Source organism: Marivita sp. S6314, assembly GCF_023015985.1.
GTDB lineage: Bacteria > Pseudomonadota > Alphaproteobacteria > Rhodobacterales > Rhodobacteraceae > Marivita.
On record NZ_JALKAO010000002.1, the window covers coordinates 704,151 to 727,844 of the forward strand.

The following is a 23,694-nucleotide window of genomic DNA, read 5'->3' on the forward strand; positions in this document are numbered from 1 at the left end:
TTCTTGGTCTTGGGCCACCCCGCATCAGTGCGGGAACGGCCAGATGATGAGTTTTTCCCGGATCAACCGCCACAGCTGGTTCAACCCATGTGGTTCGATGATCAGGAAAAAGACGATGAGTGCGCCGATAATCATCACATTGATATGTTCGATCAAGGCAGACTCGATGCGGAAGCCCTGAAGCTGCGCATACCCGTAGATCAGCGTGACGGCACCAAAGCCAATTGCGGCCCCCATGCCCCACATGCTGCGGGCAATCCAGAACAGGAAGGTTGCGCCCGCCACCAAGGCCGCCAGCAAAAGCGAAGACGTCGTCGACATCTCGAACACCTGCGTGCCTGCAATCACGTTCAGCATCACCGGCAGACCGACAATCAGGATCGCGCCAAGGTAATTGCCAAGGATCGACCCCAGCCCGCCAATAATCGCGATGAACAGCACCTGGAACGACAGCGGAATGTCGAACACGTTCGGCTCTGCCGCGCCTTTCCAGGAAAAGACGTACAGCGCACCGGCAACACCAACCACGTAAGATGACACCGCAAAGGCCGTCAGCTTGGACTTCATCAGATTGATGCCGATTAATTCCGCCGCGATGTCCATGTCGCGCGTGGCTTTCCACGTCCGGCCAAGATTGCCCCGGGTCAGGTTGATGCACAGAATGGTCAGCAGTGTCACAACAAACAGAACGATATAGTATTCCGTCACAGACGACGCCTGCGGGCCGGATACAAAGATCCCGAACATTTCAAGGTTCGGCACCTGGATCGCGCCGGACGCGTTGTAATTGTAAAGCCACGACCATTTTTCAAACAGCCAGACCAGGAAGAACTGCGCGGCAAGCGTTGCAATAGCAAGGTAGAACCCTTTGATCCGCAGGCTTGGAATGCCGAACACGACACCAATCCCGGCGCTGAAGAACCCCGACAGCAGGATTGCGATGATCGGGTTCAGTTCCGGAAAGATGGTAACCATCTTGTAGCACGCATACGCGCCAACCCCCATGAACGCCCCTGTCCCCAGCGACAGCTGACCGGCAAACCCGGTCAGGATGTTCAATCCCATCGCCGCCAGCGCATAGATCAGGATCGGGATCAGCAACGCCTGAAAGGCGAATTCCGACGCGGTCAGCGGAAAGATGACCCAGCCCAGCAACAGGAACAGCCACAGCAACACGGCATCCTGCTTCACCGGGAACAGCGCCTGATCCGCAACGTAGCTCGTCTTGAATTGTCCAGCCGTGCGATAAAGCATCAGACAGTCTCCTCCTCATGGATCACCGCCCTGTTGCGCGGTTTGGCATAGCCAGTCAGTTCGGAATGGCGGATCAGCCAGAAATACGCCCACAACCCGGCCGCCCCCCCGGCCGCCGCGAGCAATATCGCGATCACGGTTTGACCACCCGCCTCTGTCCCGCTGGACAGGGCGAGATAGCCAAAGGCCCAGAACCCGGACCAGGCAATAACGTTCAGAAGTGCGATCAATTTGGCCATTGTCTCGTCTTTCATCGGTATTCGTAGGCCGGGCATCCTGCCCGGCAGCCTTGCAAACAGCGCGCCCCGCGCTGCGCTAGACCCTTTCGATGATGCGCTCCCCGAACAGCCCCTGCGGACGGAAGAGAAGCACAATCAACGCCAGCACAAATGCAAACCAGGTTTCGGTATTGCCGCCCAAAAGCGGTTGCCCCCAGTAAATCTCGAACAGCTTTTCAAGGATGCCGATCATCAAGCCACCCACGATGGCCCCGGTGATTGATTCCAATCCACCGAGCATCAGAACCGGCAACGCTTTGTACGCGATAACCTCCAGTGCAAAACTCACACCGGCCCGCGCGCCCCAGGCGATGCCCGTGACCAGCGCGATGATGCCTGCGATGAACCAGACCAGCACCCAGATCGTCTGTAGTGAGATCCCAACCGACAGCGCCGCCTGATGGTCATCACCCAACGCCCGGATCGCCCGGCCCATCTGCGTATAGTTCAGGAACGCGAGCAGCCCCAGAACCAGCAGCGTCGCCACCACAACAACGGTGATGTCCAGATGCTGCAGGATCAGCAGTCCGCCAAATGGTTCAAGAACCGTATCCCCCGTGGGAATGCCCAGCTCTTCGGTGATCATCACCTTGTTTTCGCCGCCGAAAATCGTCTCACCAAAGCCAATCAGGAACAGCGTGATCCCGATGGTTGCCATAAACAGGATGATATCCGGCTGACCCACCAACGGCCGCAACACAACCCGCTCGATCGTCACCGCCAGGACAAACATCACCGCCAGCGTGAGCCCCACGCTGATCCAGGCCGGAATGCCCAGCGAGAACAGCCCGACAAGCGTCAACGCCGCAAACACCACCATGATGCCCTGCGCAAAGTTGAAGATGCGGCTGGACCGGAAAATCAGAACGAACCCCAGTGCAATCAGCGCGTACAGAATGCCCGAGACCAGACCTTCCCACAGCACCTGCATCAGGAAATCCGGCGCGGTGAACATGTCCACCCACGGATTGATAAAGATGTCAGCAAACATGTTTTTGGTCCCCTACCCGCATCAAAGCCAACACATCAGTCATGCGACACCCCCAGATAAGCATCGATCACATCCTGATTGTTGCGCACCTCGTCCGGCGTGCCGTCGCCGATTTTCTTGCCGTAATCCATCACGACCACCCGGTCAGACAGATCCATCACCACGCCCATATCGTGCTCGATCAGGCAGATCGTGGTGCCGAATTCGTCATTCACATCAAGAACAAAGCGGCTCATGTCCTCTTTCTCCTCGACGTTCATCCCGGCCATCGGTTCATCCAACAGCAGCAGCGATGGCTCCGCCGCCAACGCGCGCGCCAGTTCCACCCGTTTCTTCAACCCGTATGGCAAGCGCCCGACCGGGGTTTTCCGAATGTTCTGAATTTCAAGAAAATCAATCACCCGCTCAACTTTTTCGCGGTTTTCCATTTCCTCCGTCCGGGCCTTACCCCACCACAGCGCCTGGCTCGCAAGCCCGGCGTTCATGTGGGTGAGACGCCCGGTCATGACGTTGTCGAGCACGGTCATGCCTTCAAACAACGCAATGTTCTGAAACGTGCGCGCGACACCCTGACGGGCAACCTCGAACGGCTTCATCGGCGGACGCTTGGATCCTTTGTACCAGACCTCCCCTTCGGACGGCGTGTAAAAGCCCGAAATAACGTTCAGCATCGACGACTTACCGGCGCCATTCGGCCCAATGATTGCACGCACTTCGCCTTCACGGATGTCGAACGAAATGTCCTGGATGGCCACCACGCCGCCAAACCGAAGCGTGATGTTCTTCATCTCCATCAGGGTGCCGCCGATTTGCCGCCCGTCTGCGGTGACGTAACCTTCAGTGTCTTTCACAAGGCACCTCCTGCCATTTTCCAGTCGGCGCTCCACAATTTATTAGGGTTTGCAAAGAATCTTCGTACGAAGATTCTTCACCGTGCCTAGTAAATTCTGGGGGCTGACACCAAGCGGCCATGTTCTGCATGCCACTCATTCTGCAGCCATCTGCCGCGATGGCACCGACACAACCTTGGCATCGCGAATTTCCAGCGTTGCCTTAATCTTGCCCTTGCGCCCATCTTCGTAGGTGACTTCCGTCTCCGTATACACCGAAGGCGACCCATCGTAGAGCGCGTTCACCAAGTCCTCGAACTTCTCACCGATGATCTTGCGCCGCACCTTGCGTGTCCGGGTCAATTCGCCATCATCCGCGTCCAGCTCCTTGTGCAGCACAAGGAACCGATGCACCTGGCACCCCGACAACATCTCATCCTGCGCAACCGAGGCATTCACCTCTTCAATATGCCCCTGGATCGTCTCAAGAACCTGGGGGTGCCCGGCCAATTCCTGGTAGGACGCATACGCGATGTTGTTGCGCTCCGCCCAATTGCCCACGGCGGTCAGGTCGATATTGATGAAGGCGGTACACCGGTCACGTTCTGCACCAAACACAACCGCCTCAAGGATGTTGGGATAGAATTTCAGCTTGTTCTCGACATATTTCGGGGCAAACATCGCCCCATCCGCCATCGTGCCCACATCCTTGGCGCGGTCGATGATCCGCAGATGGCCACTGGATTCCTCGATAAATCCAGCGTCCCCAGTTGCAACCCAGCCTTCCGCGTCTTTCGTATCGGCGGTGGAATCCGCGTTTTTATAGTATTCAACGAACACCCCCGGAGAGCGGTAAAACACCTCGCCATTCTCGGCGATCCGGATCTCCACACCCGGCGACGGCACCCCAACCGTGTCCGACCGCACCTCCCCATCGGGTTGTTGCGTGATAAACACGGACGCTTCGGTCTGGCCGTAAAGCTGTTTGAGATTGATGCCCAAAGACCGATAGAAATCAAAGATTTCCGGCCCGATCGCCTCACCCGCCGTATAGCCGACGCGCACTTTGGAAAAGCCCAGCGCGTTTTTCAGCGGGCCGTACACCATCATCTCGCCCAAGCGATATTTCAGCCGATCGAACGTGCTCACGCTTTCCCCGTCAAGGATGGACGGTCCCACCTTGCGCGCGTGCTCCATAAAGTAGTCAAAGACCTTCTTCTTGAAGGCTCCACTGTCTTCCATCCGGATCATGATCTGCGTCAGCTGCGTCTCAAACACCCGAGGCGGCGCAAAGTAATAGGACGGCGCGATCTCGCGCAGGTCGGTCATCATTGTCTCGGGACTCTCGGGGCAATTCACGCAGAAGCCCGACCAATACGCCTGTCCGATCGAAAAGATGAAATCCCCCACCCAGGCCATCGGCAAATAGGCCAGAACTTCGTCATCCACCTTCAGGTGGTCAAACTCGGACGAGGATTTCGCAGTCTCGATAATGTTTCGGTTCGACAGCACAACACCCTTGGGTTTGCCCGTCGTCCCCGATGTATAGAGCATCACGCAGGTGCTGTCGTAATCCAGCTTCGCAATCCGCGCCTCAAGTTCGGCGGTAAACTCGTCCCGCGCCGCGCGGCCTTGGTCCTGAACATGGGAAAACTCGTGCAGGCGCCGGTGATCGTATTTCCGCAACCCCCGCGGATCGAGGTAGATCATGTGCTCGAACTGGTGCAGGTCGTCCTGGATCTCGATGACCTTGTCGACCTGTTCCTGATCACTGACGATCGCAAACCGCGCACCGCAATGGTCCAGCACGTATTCCATCTCTTCCGCAACCGCGTCCTGGTAAAGCGGCACCGGAATGGCCCCCACCGACTGCGCCGCCACCATGGACCAGTACAGGTACGGACGGTTGCGCCCGATGATCGCAATGAAATCGCCTTCTTCCACACCAAGGTTCAGCAACCCGAGCGCCAGCGCTTCGATCTCTTTCGCAGTCTCGGCCCAGGTCCAGCTTTGCCAGATACCATATTCCTTCTCGCGATAGGCCGGTGACGACCCGAATTGCGAGACATTGCGCGCCAATAACGCGGGAATTGAGCGCAGACCCTCTACGCCCTCGGTCAAATGTGCCAAAACTTTTCCTCCCATAGCCCGGGTCGCCCCGAACGGATCGCTGTTGCCGCGATTCTGCGTCAAGATTGGACAGGTCCTAGGCTGGGGGTCAACTTTTTCCTGAAGTTTTCTCAATCCCAACGAATTGTAACAGCCGCCCAGCGCCTCTTTGCGCCGATGAGGCAGAGTGTTAGCCAAGGACCCGGGAGGACAGACCGTGCCATACAACACAGACGCGCTGATCCAGGCCGGGCTCAACCTGATCGGTCAGGCGATTTCGATCTATGACAGCGATCTCAAGCTGGCCGCCTGCAACACCCGATTTGCAGAAATGTTCGACCTGCCGACCCACCTGACCACGCCAGGCGCGGATTTCGCCGAAACACTTTTGCACCTCGCGAAACAAGGCGAATACGGCACCGTAGATGACCTCGACACGTTCATCAGAACCCGCGTCGATCAGGCCCGGGCCTTTCAGCCCCATTACATGGAACGCCCCCGCGCCAATGGCCGCACGATCAGCGTCGAAGGCGCGCCGTTGCCGCAAGGCGGCTGGGTCACGGTTTATACCGACATCACCGAGGTCAAATCTCAGGAACAATTGCTCCGCACCCGGTCCGAACTTCTGTCCGAAGAAGTGCTCGCCCGCTCGGAAGAGCTCGCCGCAACCAACCGCAAGCTGGCCGCAACCGTCTCCGCGCTCGAAGAAGCCCAGCGCGAATTGACGGACATGGAGGCCCGCACCCGACTGACAACCGAAATGATGCCTGCCCATATCGCCCATGTTGACAGCTCCGGGCGATACACGTTTTCCAACCGAAAACTGTCCTCTGTCATGCCGGGGCGTCCCTCCCAGATCAATGGCCTGCACATTTCCGAGGCGCTTGGCCAGGATGCCTATGCCCGCGTCCTGCCTCATCTGCAGATGGCCCTGTCCGGTGATCCATCGACATTCGAGTTTACCGACAGCCTGAGTTCCCGGCGCATCAGGGTCGCCTTTACCCCCGACGAATCCGAAAACGGCGTCTATATTCTGTCGATGGACGTCACCGAAGAAACCCAGGCCCGCGCCGCCCTGCAACAGACCCGCCGTCGGGAAATGGCGGCGCAACTGACCTCCGGGCTGGCGCATGATTTCTCGAACCTGTTGACGATCATCCTCGGGATGCAGTCAAAGCTTGCCCGCATGCCGCTGCCCGACAGCGCCGAACCCCTGATCACCGCCACGCTCCAGGCGGCCCGCCGCGGTGGTGATCTGCTCAACCGCATTGCCGATATCACCTCGCACAGAGAGTGGCGTCCCGAACCCATGAACATCGCGGGGTTCCTGAACGATCTTCAAACCATCGCATCTCCCTCCTTGCCGCCGTCGATCCAACTTGATGTCACCACCCCGATCACCCGGCGGGCGCGGCTGGATCCGGGACAGTTGCAAGATAGCTTGCTCAATCTGATCCTGAACGCACGCGACGCCTGCGGCGACACCGGCCGCATCACGCTGACAGCACAGCATGTCCGCGACACGTGGATCGATTTCACCGTCACCGATACCGGCACCGGGTTTTCACCAGACGCGCTACAACATGCGCTGGATCCATTTTTCACCACCAAGGGCGACAAGGGCTCCGGTCTGGGCCTGTCCATGGTCTACGACACCGCCAAGCTGGCCGGCGGTCAGCTAAAGCTCGCCAATACCGACAGTGGCGCCAGCGTGACCCTTCGGCTGCCGCTGCGCCACGCGGCCCAGCATGACGCCAACGATCTTGTTCTGCTGGTCGAGGACAGCCCCGATCTGCGCACAACCATCCGCGAGATGCTCACCAGCCTGGGCCATAGCGTGATCGAAGCCACCTCCGTGGCCGAAGCGCGCGCCTTGGCCCAGGGTGTGCCGGATATCGCATTTGTCCTGTCGGACATCTCGATCGAAGGCGACGCCCCCGGAACCGATCTTGTTGCGGCCCTGCCGGACCGACCTGTTTATCTGACAACCTCTCTTCCTGCCACGGACCCGCGTCACCGTCATGCCTTGACCATCGCGTCCGTGCTGCCCAAACCGTTTACGAAACAGGATCTGGCCACGTTTCTCGGCCACAACATCACAGACACATGAACAAACCGTTGATCACCATCCTCGATGACGAACCGGCCATCCGCGCGATGTTGTCCGAAGCCCTGCAGGACGCGGGCTTTGATACAAAAACCTACGCGCGCGCCGCAGACTTCGAAACCGACCTGCGCCGCACCACGCCGGATGTGTGCCTCGTTGATCTGGGCCTGCCCGACCGCGACGGGCTCAGCCTGGTGCACCGCCTGGCGCTTGAACAGGGGGCCACGGTCATCATCATCTCGGGCCGCGCGCAGGTGCAGGACAAGATCACCGGGCTTGAACTCGGGGCCGATGACTACATCATCAAACCCTTCGATCCGGCCGAGGTCGTCGCCCGCGTCCGCGCCCGTCTGCGCACCCGCAGCGCCCCGACACCGTCTCGCCAGACCGCCCGCTTCAACGGCTGGACCGCGCATTTCGACCGCTACTCCCTGCAAAACGCCGATGGCACGGAAACCCCCTTTTCGCATGCCGAAGGCGAGGTGCTGCGGCTATTCCTGGAACGCCCCAACCGCCTGATCACGCGCGATTACATGCAAGATACCCTGGGCGGAGCCGCCGGGGACAGCTTTGACCGCGCGATGGATGTGCGCATCTCGCGGCTGCGCACCAAGCTCAAGGAAGATCCGAAAAATCCGCGGCTGATCAAAACGATCTACGGGGCGGGTTACATCTTTCTGGGCGAAGTCGACTGGGATTAACCCCCCATCACCGCCCGCACGACCGGCAAAATGGACGCCGCGATGATCCCGACCAACGCCCCGATCCCGAACCGCACCAGCGGCACCCCCAATCGTGGCGCGGCCCATCCAAGAACCCCGCACACAAGTGCGTAAAACGCCAAAGCGGTGACATCCATTTGCACGCCCTCCCATCGCTTGCACAACCCTATCACGGATGAGCCGATTTCCCCAAAGCCTCAACCGCCCGCGCCATCACGCGCAATCCGGTCACCAGGTCTGCCTCGTTCGTGTCTTCGGCAAACGCATGGCTGATGCCGTTGATCGACGGCACAAACAACATCCCCACCGGCATCAACCGCGCCATGTTTGTCGCGTCATGTAACGCACCGGACGGCATCACGCGCCACCGCCCTGCCACGTCCGCCTCCGCCGCCTGCTCCAGCGCTCCGCGAAGCCCAGCCTCCATCGTCACCGGCTCAAGCGCCAAAAGCGGCCCAAAGCCAACCTCGAACCCGCCCGACGCGGCCACCTCCAACGCCGTATCCCGCACAATCGCCGCCATCCGGTTCAGCCGATCGGCATCCCCGTCGCGCCATTGCATCGAAAACCGCACCCGCCCCGGCACAATCGACGCCGCATTCGGATGCAGGGCCACATGGCCAATCGTCCAGACGGTCTGCGGCGTCACGACATTGCAAAACCGCTCCGCGATCAGCGCGTTGAACCGCGCCAGGGCCTGAAACGCGTCCTTGCGCAGCGCCATCGGCGTCGTGCCCGCATGGTTCTGCGCCCCGTCAATGGTGATCGCCATATCCCGGATCCCGACAATGGCATCCACCACGCCAATCACCTCGCCGTCACGGTCCAACACCGGCCCCTGTTCGATATGCATTTCCAGAAACCCGGAAAACCGCGCCGGGTCCACAAACCTGTCCGACCGTCCCGGCATCCCGGCGCGCGCAGCCCCGAATCGCACACCATCGCGATCCACGAACCCATCCGCCTCCTCAAGCGAGACCGTCCCGGACCACACCGCCGACCCGGTGGTCACGCCAAACCGCCCTTCTTCATCCTGAAACGACACAACCGACACCGGCGGCCCTCCGGCCTCACCACTGGCGCGCGCAATTTCCAATCCCGCGATCACCCCCAATGCCCCATCCAGCCAGCCCCCTTCCGGCTGGCTGTCGGTATGCGATCCGACCAGCAAAGACCGCCCCTCCGCCAATCCGAAAACCGATCCAACCGGATCCACCTGGACCGTCAGCCCTGCCTCCCGCATCCGTTCGGCAAGCCACGCGCGTGCGGCGATATCCGCGTCCGAATAGGCCGGGCGCACAACGCCTTTGCCCACGCCCGACGCGCCGAAGCCACGCAACCTGTGAAGATCTGCCAGAAATCGGTCGGGTTGAATGGGAAGCATAAAGCCCTCTCATCTTCTTTTTCCAAATATGCACACGCATCCGCTGCCGCAGCGCGCCGCTGCCGGATGCGTCGCGTCGCCGCTCAGCCCGAGGCCAAAGGGCGCAGCCCGACGCCGAGACATCAAGCGCGCGCAAGCGCTCCTTTTTCCAAGGCCCAAAGCCTTTACAAGGCCGCCGCCCGCTGGAAAGCCGGCCGCGCCCGCAACCGCCGCAGATACGCCACCAACACCTCCGGCGCATCCGGGAAATCCGCGTTGCGCGCCCAGCCCAGGCAGTGCGCCAACAGGAAATCCGGTACCAAAGGATCGGCCCCCATCAGGCACTCCGATGTCATTTCCGACGCGATCTGCCCCATATTGCGCGCGAATTCGGCCTTCAGACTGTCTTTCACCGCAGGCACACGCTCCGCGTCCGGCAAAACGAAACTGTGCCGCGCCGCGGTCCAGAGAACCGCATCCACCTCGTCCAGAATGCGAAAGGTCCAGGCATCCTGCTGCGCCCGCGCCGCCGAGCCCGCCGGATGGGTAAACGCCCCGTGCTTGTCCGCGAGATATGTCAGGATCGCCATCGAATCCGGGATCACGACGTCGCCATCCACCAGCACCGGCACTTTGCCCAGGGGGCTGACCGCCCGCACCTCGTCGGACCGCGGCGCTGCGGGCACATGCTCATAGGGCACGCCCAGCTCTTCCAGCATCCAAAGCGCGCGAAACGCCCGCGTCATGCGAAGACCAACCAGCTTGTACATATCCCCTCCTCCGTAGGCCGGGCATCTGCCCGGCACCCGCTACCGTCGCGCCAACATCGACAGGCGGATAAACGACCGTTCCACGATCGCCAGCGCAGGTCCGTGCTGCCCAGCAGAGCGCAAGGACAGGTCGGTCTCCAGCAGCATGTGCAACGCTTGTTCCAACCGGTGCATCCCCCAGCCCGACGCCTGCCGTGACATCCGGTCCCGGCGCGGCCCGAACACAGGCGGACGCAATCGCCCCATGCCCTGTCCCACGCCACCGGGATCAGACGCCGCTGTGTGCAATGCCCGGAAATGCCGGGTGGCCATGATCAACAAGGTCACCGCCGCCGTGCCCTGCGCCCCCAAGCGCGACATCACCGGCCCGATCTCGCCGGTGCGCCCCTCGGCCACGATATTGAGCACATCATCCAGATCCGCCTCGGTCGATCCCGGCGCGCACACCGTCACCTCGTCCGGCGTCAACGGTGTCTCATCCCCCAGCTTGTACAAGGCAATCTTCTCAAGCGTTTGCCGGAAATCCCCCGGATCAATCTCGCGCGACAAAGACGTCAGCATCTCCATCGCCGCGCCGTCAGGTCGCGCCAGACCGGCCCGCGTCAGCTCTGCCTCGATCTCGGCGCGCGACGGCGGATCATTATAAAGCGCCGCCGCATAGGCATTCGCATGCCCCTCAAACAGCTTGCGCAGTTTGGATTTCGCGGGCAACTGCCCCCCCGTCACCACGATCTGCGCATCGCCGGGTGCCCAATCCTCAACCGCACCGGCAATGATCTGCGCGACCGTGTCGTTCGCGTCTTCCACAAATGCCACGCGCGGGCCGGGAAAAAACCCCACCGCCTTGATCGCATCCCCCAGAAGTGCGGGCTCCTTGCGCAGTTCCGCCGCCGGAATGCGCGTCAGCCGCATTTCGGCCTCACCCTCGGGGCCAATCAGGGCAGAAATCAATTCCTGCCGCTTCAGCGCCAACCGCATCGCGTCTTCGCCGTAGATCAGAATGCCGGTCTTCGTCGGATCGGGTTTTGCAAAATATCCCGACGCCTCGCGTGGAGGCAGCTTCATGCCGGCAATCCCGCAGCAGACAGGACAAGCCGATCCACGATCTCGTCGGCCAAGATCACCATCAACCGCGCAGCTGCGTCCCGCTCAGCCGCCAAGGTCGCAACGGTGGACCCGGTGGCGGAAAACCCGGTGAAGTTCGTCACCCGCCCGCGCCGCACATCGGTGCCGGTCTCGGTGTCGCGCAAGGCGTAATCGGCAAACCCGGTCAGCCGGAACCGGTTGGTCGTGCCTTCAACCGACGTCGCCAAGCCCTGCCGCCGGATCTCGGGCCTGACGGTCAGCTCATACCGCCCGCCATCATTGCGCCCGAACCGGTCTTCCAACCGCTGCGCAATCAGGAACCCGTCCCGGCGCTTGGGGGCGGTGACGCGCAGATTGTCCTGCAACACCGCCGCACCGCCCTGCGGTCCATAGGCGGGCGCAAACCCGCACCCCGCCGCCGCAACCAGCGCGGACAGGGCAACAAGCGTTTGGCGTCTATGCCACAACATTCACGATCCGACCCGGCACCACGATCACCTTTTTCGGCGCGGCCCCATCCAGCGCCCGCACCACACCATCGGTCGCCAGCGCCAGCTTTTCAACCTCATCCTTGCCCATGTCCTTGGGCACGGAGATCTCGTCCCGGCGCTTGCCGTTCACCTGAATGGGCATCGTGACGGTATCTTCGACCAGCATCGCCTCGTCCGCCACCGGCCATGGCGCGTTGGCGATCAGACCTTCACCGCCCAAAAGCGCCCAGACTTCCTCGGACAGATGCGGCGTCATGGGAGACATCAGCTGCGCCAATACCCGCGTCGCCTGGCGCTTGGCGTCTGACCCGGCCTTTGACTTGGCCAGCACATTGGTGAACGCGTAAAGCTTTGCAATAGAGGCATTAAACCCAAAGCTCTCGACCCCGCCGGTCACATCATGGATGGCCTTGTGCATCTCGCGCAGCAGCGCTTCATCCGCATCGTTCGCAGGCTCGTTCGCCTCGGCCACCTCAGCGGCAATCCGGTACACCCGGTTCAAATGCTTCGCCGCGGCCTCGGCGCCCGAGGCTGTCCATTCCACATCCCGTTCGGGGGGCGAATCCGACAACACGAACCACCGCGCGGTGTCAGCGCCGTATTGCTCGATGATGGCCACCGGATCGACCACGTTGTTCTTGGACTTGGACATCTTGGCCGACGGAATGATCTGAACCGCGGTCCCGTCCTTCAGAAACCCCGTGCCATCGCGCAATTCCACGTCCTCGGGGTAATGATAGACCGGCCGCCCATCCTTGCCCGTCGTCTGGTAAATCGCGTGCGTCACCATCCCTTGGGTAAACAGCGCATCAAACGGCTCTTTCGCGCTTTCGGGCAAATGCCCTGTCTGGTGCATCCCGCGCGCAAAGAACCGCGCATACAGCAAATGCAGAATCGCGTGTTCAATCCCGCCGATATACTGGTCCACATTCATCCAGTAGGCCGCATCGTCCATGTTCGTCGGCGTCCCGGCGCGCGGGGCGGTGAAACGGGCAAAATACCACGACGAATCCACGAAGGTATCCATCGTGTCGGTCTCCCGCTGTGCGGGCTTGCCGCAAGATGGGCACGGCACATTGCGCCAGGACGGGTGCCGGTCCAGCGGATTGCCCGGGACCGAGAAATCAATCGCTTTCCCGTCCTCGTCATAGGGCAACGCAATCGGCAGGTTCTCTTTCTTTTCGGGCACCACACCGCAGGCATCGCAATGCACCACCGGGATCGGACAGCCCCAATAACGCTGGCGGCTCAACCCCCAGTCGCGCAGGCGGAACTTGGTCACTCCATGGCCGACGCCATTCTTTTCACAAAACGCAATCGCCGCGTCGATGCCCTCATTCCCGGTCTGCTCTGTCTCGCCCGCGAACCCGCGCACATAGATCACGCGTTCGGTCTTGGCCGGCACATAGGCATCCCCGCCATCCTCGGGCAAATCCGTGCCCTCGTCCGAGACCGGCGCATAGGTCGACACCACCGGCAGGTCATACTTCCGCGCAAAGTCCAGATCGCGCTGGTCATGGGCCGGGCAGCCAAAAATCGCGCCAGTGCCGTAATCCATCAGGATAAAGTTCGCCACATAGACCGGCAATTCCCACGCCGTATCAAACGGATGCCGCACCCGCAGCCCGGTATCAAAGCCTTTCTTCTCGGCCTTCTCCAGCGCCTCTTCCGTGGTCCCACCTTTGCGGCACTCGGCATTGAACGCCGCCAGTTCCGCATTGTCCTTTTCAAGATGTTTGGCCAGCGGATGGTCCGGCGAAATGCCCACAAAAGACGCGCCCATGAGCGTATCGGGACGGGTCGTGTAAACCTCGATCCGGTCATGCCCATCCGGGCCATCAATGGTCGAGAACGCAAACTGAAGCCCGCGCGATTTGCCGATCCAGTTGGCCTGCATCAGCTTCACCTTGGCCGGCCAGTCATCGAGCCTGTCAAGCGCGTCCAGCAGTTCCTCGGACATATCGGAGATCTTGAAGAACCACTGCGTCAGCTCGCGCCGTTCCACCTCAGCGCCCGAGCGCCAGCCCTTGCCGTCGATCACCTGTTCGTTGGCAAGCACGGTCATATCGACCGGATCCCAGTTCACCACCGCGTTCTTGCGATAGACCAGACCCGCCTCAAGGAAATCCAGAAACAGCGCCTGCTGCTGGCCGTAATATTCCGGATCACAGGTGGCAAACATGCGCGACCAGTCAAGGCCAAACCCCAGCGGTTTCATCTGGCTGACCATCGTGTCGATATTGGAATAGGTCCAATCCTTCGGATGCCCGCCAGACGCCATCGCCGCGTTTTCTGCTGGCATGCCAAACGCATCAAACCCCATCGGATGCAGCACATTATGCCCGGTCGCCAGCTTGTAGCGCGCGATCACGTCGCCCATCGTATAGTTGCGCACATGGCCGATATGTATGCGTCCGGACGGGTACGGGAACATCTCAAGCACATAGTATTTCGGCTTGTCCTCAGAGCGCACAGCGCGGAAGGTTCCCTGCTCTTCCCAGGCGGCCTGCCATTTCGGTTCAATGGCCGAGGGTTCGTAACGCGACATGGGGTGTGTCCTTGTGGTGGGCTTCATGTTGGGCAGCGTGATAGGCTGATGCTGCGTGATGGTCCAGTCCTGCCACTCACGCACACCACCGGAGAGCTGGACAAACTCCATCCGGCATGCCTCGATGTCTCACACCTGTCAGACTGCCCCGAAAGGACCGCAACATGAAACGGCTTGCATCAATCGTGACTGCCCTGGCCGCCGCGTTCTGTCCAATCGCCGCAGCGGCGACAGACCTGCAAACCCTGCCTCCAGCCTTGGCGGCAAAGGTCGCCGACGCAGACACGGCCTGCGCAGCGTTTGAAAACGGAACCTTTACGCTTGATTGGGGCGCTGTCTCCCGCGTTGATCTTGATGGTGACCCCGAGCTTGACTGGGTCCTCGACGAAGCGCGCTTTCTTTGTTCTTCCGCCGTCTCCCTTTATTGCGGCACCGGCGGATGCCTGACCCATTTCCTGATCGGCGACCATGTCGGCGCGATTCTCAACCGTGGTTGGCGTGTTACCAACAGCGGCCCTGACCGTGTGCTTCTGACCGATGTGCACGGCACACAATGCGGCGGCATCAACCCGACCCCCTGCGTGACGGCCAGTATCTGGGACGCCGACGCATCCCTTTGGCGCAGCGCAACCGCCGAGTGGGAACAATAGGCCCGCCGCCCGGACCAGACATATCCGAACCACACCCATATCTGGCACAAGCGGGTCGCAACCTGCCGCCAAACCGTTGTGACACCGCATTTTTCAAGGCATACCTGTGACATCCCATGTGTGTATTCGGTGACTATGAACATATTATTGATCCACCAGAATTTTCCCGCCCAGTTCAAACATCTTGGTCCCGCGCTTGCCGCACGGGGCGATCAGGTGGTTGTCCTGACCCCAAAGGTTAAAGAACCCACCAAGTGGCAGGGCATCACCGTCCTGCCCTATGCCGTCACCGGGTCCAGCACGCGCGGCATTCACCCGTGGCTGATTGATCTCGAAACCAAGATTCTGCGCGGCACCAGCTGCTTTGATGCGGCGATGGCGCTCAAAAAACAGGGCTACAGCCCCGATGTGATCCTGGCCCATCACGGCTGGGGCGAAAGCCTGTTTCTCAAGGATGTCTGGCCCGATGCGCGCCTCGGCCTCTACTGCGAACTCTATCACCGCTCAGGCCGGGACGAGACCGGGTTCGACCCCGAATTTCCCAGCCCCACCCCGGACCGTGACGCCCTGCGATTGCGCCTGAAGAACATCAACAACCGCCTGCACGAAGAGGTGATGGATGCCGGGCTCAGCCCGACCCAATTCCAAGCCGGCACCTATCCAGAACATTATCAAAACCGCATCACGGTCAGTCATGACGGCATCGACACCGATCACGTCACGCCAAATCCCGATGCCACTCTCACCCTGCCGGACGGGCGAAATCTCACGCCGGCGCATGAAATCATCACCTTTGTGAACCGCAATCTCGAACCCTACCGCGGATATCACGTGTTCATGCGCGCGCTGCCCGATCTCCTGCGCCAACGCCCGCAGGCGCAGGTCGTGCTGCTGGGCGGCGATGACACCAGCTACGGCGCAAAGCCGCCCGACGGCAAAAGCTGGAAACAGATCTTCATCGACGAGGCGCGCAACCAGATCCCAGATGTGGACTGGTCCCGCGTGCATTTCCTTGGCCGCGTGCCCTATCCGACCTTCCTGTCGCTCCTGCAGGTCAGCACAGTGCATGTCTACCTGACCTACCCGTTTGTCCTGTCCTGGTCGCTGCTCGAAGCGATGAGCGCCAAATGCGCCATCGTCGCCTCTGATACGGCCCCCGTGCGCGAGGTGCTCAGCGACGGGCAGACCGGGCTTCTGGTCGATTTCTTTGACCGGACCGCGCTCGTACAGAGCATCTGCAGCCTGCTTGATGCCCCGGAACGGCGCGATCTTCTGGGAACGCAGGCGCGACGCGTCGTGCGCGAACGTTACGACCTCAAACGCATTTGCCTGCCACGGCAACTGAAATGGGTGGATGACCTGGCCAAGGCACATCCCGTACGCATGCCACAGGACTAGACCCTGCCGCCGGCAACCGCTCAAATCTGAAAGGAGTGGTCTTAGAAACCGCTGTCCTGCTGTCGCAGTTGCCGCGCCCGCGTCAGGATCGCGTCCTCTACGGCACGCACAGTCGACGCGCTCACCGGACCGGACCGCGTCATCAACGCGATGTTCAGCGACCGCGCATCCAGCGCCGGGTCATTGACAAGAATCGTCGCCCGATAGGCACGCCCGCCACCCGGCGGAGTGCCGAATCCCGTGGTGATTACACCGGTGAACGGATCGACCGACTGAACAGGCAGGAAATCCAGCGTCTCAAGCGCCGCATTCCAGATGTATTTGTTTACCGCGCCGACCTGTCCGGCATCGTTCCGATTCCGGAAGAAATCGAACAACGATGACTGCGCCCGATTGGGTCGCTGCTGCTCGATTATCTCGTCCATGATGTCATTGGCGGGGCGCGTCTCGACCGGTTCGCGGTCGGAATTTCCGCCGAAGATCCCACAGCCAGAGGCAAAAGCTCCAATAAAAGCAATGGCAAAGCCTGTCCTGAAACGTGTAAGGTCCATGGGAGTTTGCCCTCGTTTACGTGTGTGCCTCACGCTTTGCATACAAGCCGAACCCATGCACGACAAGCCGAACTTGGCGGTCACGCGTAAGGCTGTGTTCTTTAAGGCGGAAACCGCATCGCGATTCTTGTGGCAAAACAGCATCACAGATCGCCAAGTTCCCGGACCGCCTTCTGCTTGACTTGCAAACAACCCCCCGGCGGGAGCATAGAGGCTTCGTTAAACCGGCCCATCTGGAACGATATGGCCTTACGTACATATGAGGGAAAACATGAAAACTCTTCTTCTCGCTTCCACCGCGCTGGTAGCAACTGCTGGGATCGCAGCGGCCGAAGTCGCAATCACAGGTTATGCCGAAATCGGTATCATCGGTGGCGACAAGTATGCGACTGACCAGTGGCACACAGACATCGACGTCACATTCTCCATGACAGGCGAATCCGACGGCGGCCTGGCATTCGGTGCCAAGGTTGACCTCGACGAAAACGGCGCGTTCGACAACACAACTCAGGGCGGCGAAACATACTTCCTGTCCTACGGCAACCTGCGCCTCGACATGGGCGACACAGACGGCGCGTTTGACGCGGCTCTGCAGGAAGTTGCTCTCGCGGGTGCATCCATCGCGGATGACGAAACATCCCACGCTGGCTACAACGGCAACTCCGGCCTCGACGGCACGTTCGACGGTCAGATCGCACGCGTATCCTACTCCGCAGCTGGCTTCACAGCCGGTCTCTCCGCTGAAATCGACGACACAGGCACCCTCGACCCAGTTTGGGGTCTCGGTGTTCGCTACTCCGCGGACCTGGGTGGCACAACACTCGGTGTTGGTCTTGGTTACCAGTCTCAGGAAGACACAGCTGATCTCGTCGGTGTAAGCCTCGACGCCAAGTTCGGCGGCGGTTTCTCCGCAGCGATCAACTACACACAGGCTGACATCGAAGGTGGCCCAGACGACGCGACACACATGGCGATCGGCGTAGGCTACTCCATGAACGCTCTGTCCGTTGGTGTGAACTACGGTGAATACACAGACTGGACACTGGGTTGTGGCGACTGCTCCGGCTTCGGTGTAGCTGCAACATACGACCTGGGTGGCGGTCTTGCTGCACACCTCGGCTATGGCAACAGCGACTTCGACGGCGGCGGCGACAGCGACAGCTACTCGCTCGGTCTGTCCATGAGCTTCTAATAGCTCATAACCAGACTTGGTTAAGGGAAGAGCGGGCCATGTGCCCGCTCTTTTCTTTTGTGAGCCATCCCGTTAGCTAGTGGCAAACGCACGAGGCAACGATGCACGTCCCGCCACAGCAGTCCTTGAAAATCACCTATGAAAAAGCGCTGCGGCTGGCGCAGGCCGGACAGTGGAAAGAGGCGTCCACACTCTTGGACGGGCTCGCCCTGCAAGCCCCCAAAAGCCCCGAAATCCACATTCAGCGTGCGCGACTCGCCGCGCGCATGGGCCATCCCGACAAACGCCGCACCGCCATTGATGCCGCCCTGTCCCTGCGCCCCGATGACCCCGTCATCCTGACGGAAGCCATCGCAACCTACACGGCGCTGGAAGATCACGATCAAGTCCTGATGCTGCTCGATCGCCAGATCGCGCAGAACCCCACCGCGATCAAACACCAGGCCGAAAAAGCGCTGTACCTGCAACGCACCGGACAGTTCGCCGCCTCTGAAAAGCTGTTTCGAAAGCTGATCAAAAAGCACCCGCATGACGCCGAACTCTATCGCATGCTGGCCGCCACGCTGAAATTCAAACCGGGCGATCCCTTGATCGCCGCCATGCGCCGCCTGTCCAAACATCCCAAGCTGTCCCAGCAGGGCAAATTGCACATCCATTTCGCGCTCGCCAAGGTGATGGAAGACACCGGCCAGACCGACAAGGTCTTCGCCCATCTGCGTCAGGCCAATGCCGCCCAGGCGGCCGTCTGGCCCGATGATCCGGGCGACCGCGCGCAGGAACGCCAGGCCGTGCTCAAGGCGCAGGACAAGATCACCCCCATCCCCGACGCAAAAGGCACTGATCCGGGCCTGATCTTCGTGACCGGCCTGCCCCGCTCCGGCACCACGCTCGCCGAACAGATCATCGCCAGCCACAGCCAGGTTCAAGCCGGGGGCGAAATGGCCACCGCGCTCAAATGCGCCTATAAAACGTTCGGCGATGGCGCAGCCATGCGTCCGCTCTCGTCTGCCACGCCCGCCCAGCTCACGGCCTTTGTCGACCAGCTCTCCGCCGCCAACAGCTCTCACGCCACCCAAGGCACGCCGTGGCTCACCGACAAATCCATCATGGCATTCATGATCTACGGGTTGCTGCACGCCACGCTGCCCAACGCCCGCTTCATCGTGGTGCATCGCGATCCGCGCGATATCGCCGTGTCGATCTACAAGAACCACTTCAAAGGCGGCACCCACCGCTACGCCAATGACCTCGCCGCCATTGCCGACGTCATCAAAGCCTTCCGACAGGTCATCGCGCATTGGCGCGACACGCTGCCCGACCGCTTCGCAGAGATCCACTACGAGGATCTTGTCGCCGATCCGGTCAAAGGCTCACAAACCCTGATCCGCGCCGCGGGACTTGACTGGGAAGACCAATGTCTGGACTTCCACAAATCCGGCGGCACCGTAAACACACTCAGCCTGCATCAGGTCCGCCAGCCCATTTACCAAAGCTCAGCTCAGGCCTGGCGGCGCTACGAAGCCGATCTGAAACCCTTCTTTGACGCATGGGGAGACACACCATGGGATTGACCGACATCACAGCGCGCATCGCCAAGGCGGCACAGGACGCAGACCGGGACCCGTCCACGATCAGGCTCATTGCCGTCTCCAAGGTCCAACCCAACGAACGGGTCGAGGCCGTGCTGCAGGAAGGCCAACGCTGCTTCGGCGAAAACCGCGTGCAGGAAGCCGCTGGCAAATGGCCCGCCTTCCGGGAAACCTATGACGGCATTGACCTGCATCTCATCGGCCCGTTGCAAACCAACAAGGCCCGCCAGGCCTTTGAACTCTTCGATGCGATCCACACGGTCGACCGCCCCAAACTGGCCAAAACCCTGGCCCGCCTGGCACAGGAAACCGGCACCTGCCCGCCGCTCTTCATTCAGGTCAACACCGGGGAAGAGCCGCAAAAGGCAGGCATTGCCCCCGTCGACACCGACAGTTTCATCGCCGAATGCCGCGCGCTGGACCTGCCGGTGCACGGCCTGATGTGCATTCCCCCGGTCGACGAAACCCCGTCCCTGCATTTCTCGCTGCTCCGCAAACTGGCAGAGCGCAACGGGCTGGACCAACTCTCCATGGGAATGAGCGACGATTTCGAACAGGCCATCGCCTTCGGGGCCACCCATATCCGCGTCGGCTCTGCCCTGTTTGGCGCACGCGTCCCGGCACAGCCCACCGCCTGATCTTCCTCTTGCCCCAAATACCTTGGGGGAGCGCCAAAGGCGCGGGGGCAACGCCCCCAACGAAAAAAGCCCCGGCAATCGCCAGAGCTTTTCTTAACTCGGGTGTAGCATCGCTCAGTGCAGCTTCTGCCCCACTTCGGCAATCGCGTCGTCGATGGTCTTGGCCGCAGCCTTGGCCGTCATCTGCTTGGCCACGACATCCTGTGCAGCCTTGATCGCCACCACAATCGCCCGGTCCCGGACCTCTTTCACCGCCCCGGCCTGCGCCGACGCAATCTGGTCCTCTGCAGCAGCCAGACGGCGCTGGATCGACTTCTCAAGATCCGCCTTGGCCTGCTCACCGGCAAGCGCCGCTTCTTCTTTCGCATGCGCAATGATGCGGTCGGCCTGTTCCTGAACTTCACGCTGGCGACGCTCGTACGAGGCCAACAACGCCTGCGCTTCGTCACGCAGCGATTTCGCCTCGTCCAGTTCGGACTGGATGCCCTCGGCGCGCTTGTCCAGAAGCCCCATCAATGTCGATGGCACCTTGAAATACAGCAACACGCCGATGAAGACGAGAAAACCAATCGTGACAACAAAGTCTGTATTGGCCAGCGAGAAAAACGGCTTGTCGCCTGCCGCGAATGCGGGGCCCGCCATCAGGGTGGCGGCAGCAATGGTCATGATACGTTGCATGGCGCTCACCCTTTCATCTGTGCGTCAACAGCCGCAGCAACCGTGGCGTCGTCAGCCGACCCACCCAGGGCCGCAACGATACTCCCGGCCGTGTCTTTTGCCACAGCTTCAACGGACTCAACCGCAGAGGCCCGAATATCCGAAATCGCCTTTTCAGACTCCGCCGCTTTCGCAGCAATCTCGGCATCCGCCTTTGCGATGGCTTTATCCAGTTCTGCCTGCATCTCGGCTTTGTTCTGGGCGATGATCGTCTGCGCCTCGGCGCGCGCATCGGACAGAGCCTTGTTGTAGGCCTCTTCCGCCTCCACAGCCTTCTGCTTGAGATCTTCAGCAGCTGCGAGGTCGTTTGTAATCGTGCCTTGCCGTTCCGCCAGAACCGCCGCAATGCGCGGCAAAGCGATGCGGGACAGGACAAAGTAAATCGCGATGAGCGCGATCAGAAGCCAGAAAATCTGGTTCGGCATCCAGTCGGCGCAAAGCTGTGGCATGCCAATGGCGCTGCCATCGGGTCCAACACATGCACTGGCTGTGCCTGTTGTTTCGGTTGCCATGTCGTCCTCCGTCGGAACGTGTCGTTACATCGGGCGGGCCGCGTTACTGCAGCACCGCCCGCGCGTAAGGATTTGGTCCGAAGCTTAGACGGCGAACATCAGCAGGAGCGAGACGAGGAACGCGAAGATCCCCAGCGCTTCTGCAAACGCGATACCGATGAAGAGCGTTGCTGTCTGCGATGCAGCAGCGGACGGGTTGCGCAGAGCGCCTGCAAGGTAGTTACCTGCAACATTACCCACCCCGATGGCGGCTGCGCCGGAACCGATTGCTGCCAGGCCTGCGCCGATGTGTGCGAGATCGCCTTCCATGTGAATTCTCCTTACGATTGGAAGTTAGCGTTAGTGCGTAGGGTGCGTAATTTCACGCACCGTTCGTTAGTGAGACGGGTGCAGTGCATCTTTCAGATACACGCAGGTCAAAATGGTAAACACGTAGGCCTGGATCGCAGAGACCAGCACCTCAAGCGCGTAGATCGCGGTGATGCCAAGAACGGACAGCGGCGCAACCACCGTGATCGCGGCAAAGCCCGCAAACACCTTGAGAACCGCGTGACCCGCCATGATGTTGCCCGCCAGACGAATGGAGTGGCTGACCGGGCGCACGAAATACGAGATCACCTCGATCAGCGCCAGGATCGGACGCAGCGCCAATGGCGCGCTCGACACCCAGAACAAGCCCAGGAACCCGACACCGTTCTTGACAAAGCCCAGGATCGTGACCGCAAAGAACACGCCAAAACCGAGGATCGCCGTCACGGCGATGTGCGATGTCGGCGAAAACGACATCGGGATCAGCGCGAGGAAGTTCGAAAACAGAATGAACATGAACAGCGTGAAAATATACGGGAAGTACTTCACCGCATCCTTGCCGGTCACATCCTCAACCATCTTGTAGACAAAGCCATAGGCCAGTTCGGCGATCGACTGCGTCCGCGTCGGAACCGTTGCGCGCTTGGACGTCCCCAAGACCATCAGGGCAACCACGCAGGCCACAGCCAGCAACAGCCACAGCGCAACGTTGGTAAAGGTGAACATACCCACCGCACCGTCGCCAAAAAGCGGCTTTACGATGAATTGGTCCATCGGGTGGAATACAAGACCGCCTTCTTTTGCTGCGTCAGCCATTGTCGCCCCTTTTATCCTCTCCGGCCAGATCGGCCAGTTTCTTCACCTGAAGCTCTTTCGCGGTGCGGATCATCACATTGACCCCCGCGGCAAAGCCCAGCAATGTAAACAGCACCATCAACCAGGGCTGCGTTCCAAAGATCGCGTCCAGCCCGTATCCGATGCCAAATCCGATCCCAAGACCGGACACCATCTCAATCACCATCCGCCACGCATGCTGCGCCTGCGAATAGTGTTCCTCCTGATGTGGCGTGCTCTCCTCGGCCCCCTTGGCCGCCGCGATCCGCGCTTCCAGCTCGGCCAGTCGCTGCTTTGGATCACTCTCGGTCACGCGCCCCACCTCGGTCGGAACTTTGGCCATGTGCTATTGGTCAGAACGGTCCGAGTCAAGGCGCAGCGGCGCGGTGAGGCAGTTTGCGTAACTCATTGTTAAATAATATTTTTAAACTGACCAAAGACAGCACTCACTCCGCTGTAAGCCCGCGTTGGCGCAAACAGGGCAGTATCCGTTATTCAACACTTCGGTTGAGTGTGCCGCCAGGCAACGGTCTCCGATCTGCCCCATCTCCGGTCAACTGCCCGGACAACACGGCGCGTAGACCACCAAAGCGACAGCCCTTGCTGACCCCGCTCGGTGTCCTGCCCGTCCTGTCTGCCCTGACCTACACGCCAATTGGCGACAACCCGGCAGCGGTTGCCGCCGCCACGATTGTTGGCCTGCCGATCACCTGTCTTGTGCTGTCTATTCATTGACCACTGTGGCTGGTAAGGAC

25 protein-coding genes are annotated in these 23,694 nt (G+C 60.7%); 8 read left to right on the forward strand and 17 right to left on the reverse strand.

Translation table 11 applies throughout. From position 1 onward, the window contains the following. Positions 1-24: 24 nt before the first annotated feature. The 5 genes from MWU54_RS07980 to MWU54_RS08000 form a co-directional block, all read right to left on the reverse strand. Positions 25-1,254, reverse strand: a complete 1,230-nt coding sequence (locus MWU54_RS07980; protein ID WP_247081989.1) for a branched-chain amino acid ABC transporter permease — start codon at positions 1,252-1,254, stop codon at positions 25-27. After that, complete coding sequence (locus MWU54_RS07985; protein ID WP_247081990.1) at positions 1,254-1,493, reverse strand: hypothetical protein; 240 nt, start codon at positions 1,491-1,493, stop codon at positions 1,254-1,256. Before MWU54_RS07985 ends, MWU54_RS07980 begins: the two co-directional genes overlap by 1 nt. Positions 1,494-1,569: 76 nt before the next feature. Next, a complete protein-coding gene (locus MWU54_RS07990) occupies positions 1,570-2,523 on the reverse strand; it encodes a branched-chain amino acid ABC transporter permease (RefSeq protein WP_247081991.1) in 954 nt (317 codons plus the stop codon). A 35-nt stretch (positions 2,524-2,558) separates the two neighbouring features. After that, positions 2,559-3,317, reverse strand: coding sequence for an ABC transporter ATP-binding protein (locus tag MWU54_RS07995; protein ID WP_247082216.1), 759 nt, complete (start codon positions 3,315-3,317; stop codon positions 2,559-2,561). Between the two features lie 192 nt (positions 3,318-3,509). Beyond that, positions 3,510-5,474, reverse strand: a complete 1,965-nt coding sequence (locus MWU54_RS08000) for an AMP-binding protein (protein ID WP_247082217.1) — start codon at positions 5,472-5,474, stop codon at positions 3,510-3,512. A gap of 205 nt (positions 5,475-5,679) precedes the next feature. Here MWU54_RS08000 and MWU54_RS08005 point away from each other — a divergent pair, with 205 nt between their 5' ends. Further along, positions 5,680-7,572, forward strand: a complete 1,893-nt coding sequence (locus MWU54_RS08005) for a PAS-domain containing protein (RefSeq protein WP_247081992.1) — start codon at positions 5,680-5,682, stop codon at positions 7,570-7,572. Next, on the forward strand, positions 7,569-8,270 hold the full coding sequence (locus MWU54_RS08010; RefSeq protein WP_247081993.1) for a response regulator transcription factor: 702 nt from the start codon (positions 7,569-7,571) through the stop codon (positions 8,268-8,270). The genes MWU54_RS08005 and MWU54_RS08010 overlap by 4 nt, the downstream gene beginning before the upstream one ends. Here the strand turns inward: MWU54_RS08010 and MWU54_RS08015 are convergent. The 6 genes from MWU54_RS08015 to leuS form a co-directional block, all read right to left on the reverse strand. After that, positions 8,267-8,428 carry a hypothetical protein gene (locus tag MWU54_RS08015; RefSeq protein ID WP_247081994.1) on the reverse strand — a complete coding sequence of 54 codons (162 nt, stop codon included), beginning with the start codon at positions 8,426-8,428 and terminating at the stop codon, positions 8,267-8,269. The two genes, MWU54_RS08010 and MWU54_RS08015, sit on opposite strands and share 4 nt — an antisense overlap. Before the next feature lie 32 nt (positions 8,429-8,460). Next, complete coding sequence (locus tag MWU54_RS08020) at positions 8,461-9,675, reverse strand: hydantoinase/carbamoylase family amidase (protein ID WP_247081996.1); 1,215 nt, start codon at positions 9,673-9,675, stop codon at positions 8,461-8,463. 164 nt (positions 9,676-9,839) lie between these two features. Further along, positions 9,840-10,424: a glutathione S-transferase gene (locus MWU54_RS08025; protein ID WP_247081998.1), complete on the reverse strand. Its 585-nt coding sequence runs from the start codon at positions 10,422-10,424 to the stop codon at positions 9,840-9,842. 39 nt (positions 10,425-10,463) lie between these two features. Then, on the reverse strand, positions 10,464-11,489 hold the full coding sequence (holA, locus tag MWU54_RS08030; RefSeq protein WP_247081999.1) for a DNA polymerase III subunit delta: 1,026 nt from the start codon (positions 11,487-11,489) through the stop codon (positions 10,464-10,466). After that, positions 11,486-11,980, reverse strand: a complete 495-nt coding sequence (lptE, locus tag MWU54_RS08035) for an LPS assembly lipoprotein LptE (protein ID WP_247082000.1) — start codon at positions 11,978-11,980, stop codon at positions 11,486-11,488. The genes holA and lptE overlap by 4 nt, the downstream gene beginning before the upstream one ends. Further along, positions 11,967-14,549, reverse strand: coding sequence for a leucine--tRNA ligase (leuS, locus tag MWU54_RS08040; RefSeq protein WP_247082001.1), 2,583 nt, complete (start codon positions 14,547-14,549; stop codon positions 11,967-11,969). The genes lptE and leuS overlap by 14 nt, the downstream gene beginning before the upstream one ends. 164 nt (positions 14,550-14,713) lie before the next feature. Between leuS and MWU54_RS08045 the strand changes: the two genes are divergently transcribed. Next, the gene (locus MWU54_RS08045; RefSeq protein WP_247082002.1) at positions 14,714-15,199 is read left to right on the forward strand and encodes a hypothetical protein; all 486 of its coding nucleotides are present in this window, start codon (positions 14,714-14,716) and stop codon (positions 15,197-15,199) included. A gap of 135 nt (positions 15,200-15,334) precedes the next feature. Beyond that, positions 15,335-16,597: a glycosyltransferase family 4 protein gene (locus MWU54_RS08050; RefSeq protein ID WP_247082003.1), complete on the forward strand. Its 1,263-nt coding sequence runs from the start codon at positions 15,335-15,337 to the stop codon at positions 16,595-16,597. A 41-nt stretch (positions 16,598-16,638) separates the two neighbouring features. Here the strand turns inward: MWU54_RS08050 and MWU54_RS08055 are convergent, their stop codons facing one another. Then, the gene (locus MWU54_RS08055) at positions 16,639-17,022 is read right to left on the reverse strand and encodes a DUF3576 domain-containing protein (protein ID WP_247082218.1); all 384 of its coding nucleotides are present in this window, start codon (positions 17,020-17,022) and stop codon (positions 16,639-16,641) included. 397 nt (positions 17,023-17,419) lie between these two features. On the opposite strand from MWU54_RS08055, the gene MWU54_RS08060 reads away from it, so the two are divergent. The 3 genes from MWU54_RS08060 (at position 17,420) to MWU54_RS08070 (ending at position 20,567) form a co-directional block, all read left to right on the forward strand. Further along, positions 17,420-18,340, forward strand: coding sequence for a porin (locus MWU54_RS08060; protein ID WP_247082004.1), 921 nt, complete (start codon positions 17,420-17,422; stop codon positions 18,338-18,340). 101 nt (positions 18,341-18,441) lie between these two features. Beyond that, positions 18,442-19,911, forward strand: coding sequence for a sulfotransferase (locus MWU54_RS08065; RefSeq protein ID WP_247082006.1), 1,470 nt, complete (start codon positions 18,442-18,444; stop codon positions 19,909-19,911). After that, positions 19,902-20,567 carry a YggS family pyridoxal phosphate-dependent enzyme gene (locus MWU54_RS08070; RefSeq protein ID WP_247082008.1) on the forward strand — a complete coding sequence of 222 codons (666 nt, stop codon included), beginning with the start codon at positions 19,902-19,904 and terminating at the stop codon, positions 20,565-20,567. Before MWU54_RS08065 ends, MWU54_RS08070 begins: the two co-directional genes overlap by 10 nt. A 114-nt stretch (positions 20,568-20,681) precedes the next feature. On the opposite strand, the gene MWU54_RS08075 is transcribed toward MWU54_RS08070, so the two are convergent. The 5 genes from MWU54_RS08075 to MWU54_RS08095 form a co-directional block, all read right to left on the reverse strand. Then, entirely contained in the window at positions 20,682-21,254 is a 573-nt protein-coding gene (locus tag MWU54_RS08075; RefSeq protein WP_247082010.1) for a F0F1 ATP synthase subunit B, read from the reverse strand. Continuing rightward, positions 21,251-21,796 carry a F0F1 ATP synthase subunit B' gene (locus MWU54_RS08080; protein WP_247082012.1) on the reverse strand — a complete coding sequence of 182 codons (546 nt, stop codon included), beginning with the start codon at positions 21,794-21,796 and terminating at the stop codon, positions 21,251-21,253. Before MWU54_RS08080 ends, MWU54_RS08075 begins: the two co-directional genes overlap by 4 nt. Before the next feature lie 84 nt (positions 21,797-21,880). After that, complete coding sequence (locus MWU54_RS08085; RefSeq protein ID WP_072775827.1) at positions 21,881-22,105, reverse strand: F0F1 ATP synthase subunit C; 225 nt, start codon at positions 22,103-22,105, stop codon at positions 21,881-21,883. 66 nt (positions 22,106-22,171) lie between these two features. Further along, the gene (locus MWU54_RS08090; protein WP_247082013.1) at positions 22,172-22,921 is read right to left on the reverse strand and encodes a F0F1 ATP synthase subunit A; all 750 of its coding nucleotides are present in this window, start codon (positions 22,919-22,921) and stop codon (positions 22,172-22,174) included. Further along, positions 22,914-23,282: an AtpZ/AtpI family protein gene (locus MWU54_RS08095; RefSeq protein ID WP_247082014.1), complete on the reverse strand. Its 369-nt coding sequence runs from the start codon at positions 23,280-23,282 to the stop codon at positions 22,914-22,916. Before MWU54_RS08095 ends, MWU54_RS08090 begins: the two co-directional genes overlap by 8 nt. 257 nt (positions 23,283-23,539) lie before the next feature. Here MWU54_RS08095 and MWU54_RS18730 point away from each other — a divergent pair, with 257 nt between their 5' ends. Beyond that, positions 23,540-23,674: a hypothetical protein gene (locus MWU54_RS18730; RefSeq protein WP_281496005.1), complete on the forward strand. Its 135-nt coding sequence runs from the start codon at positions 23,540-23,542 to the stop codon at positions 23,672-23,674. Positions 23,675-23,694: the final 20 nt, after the last annotated feature.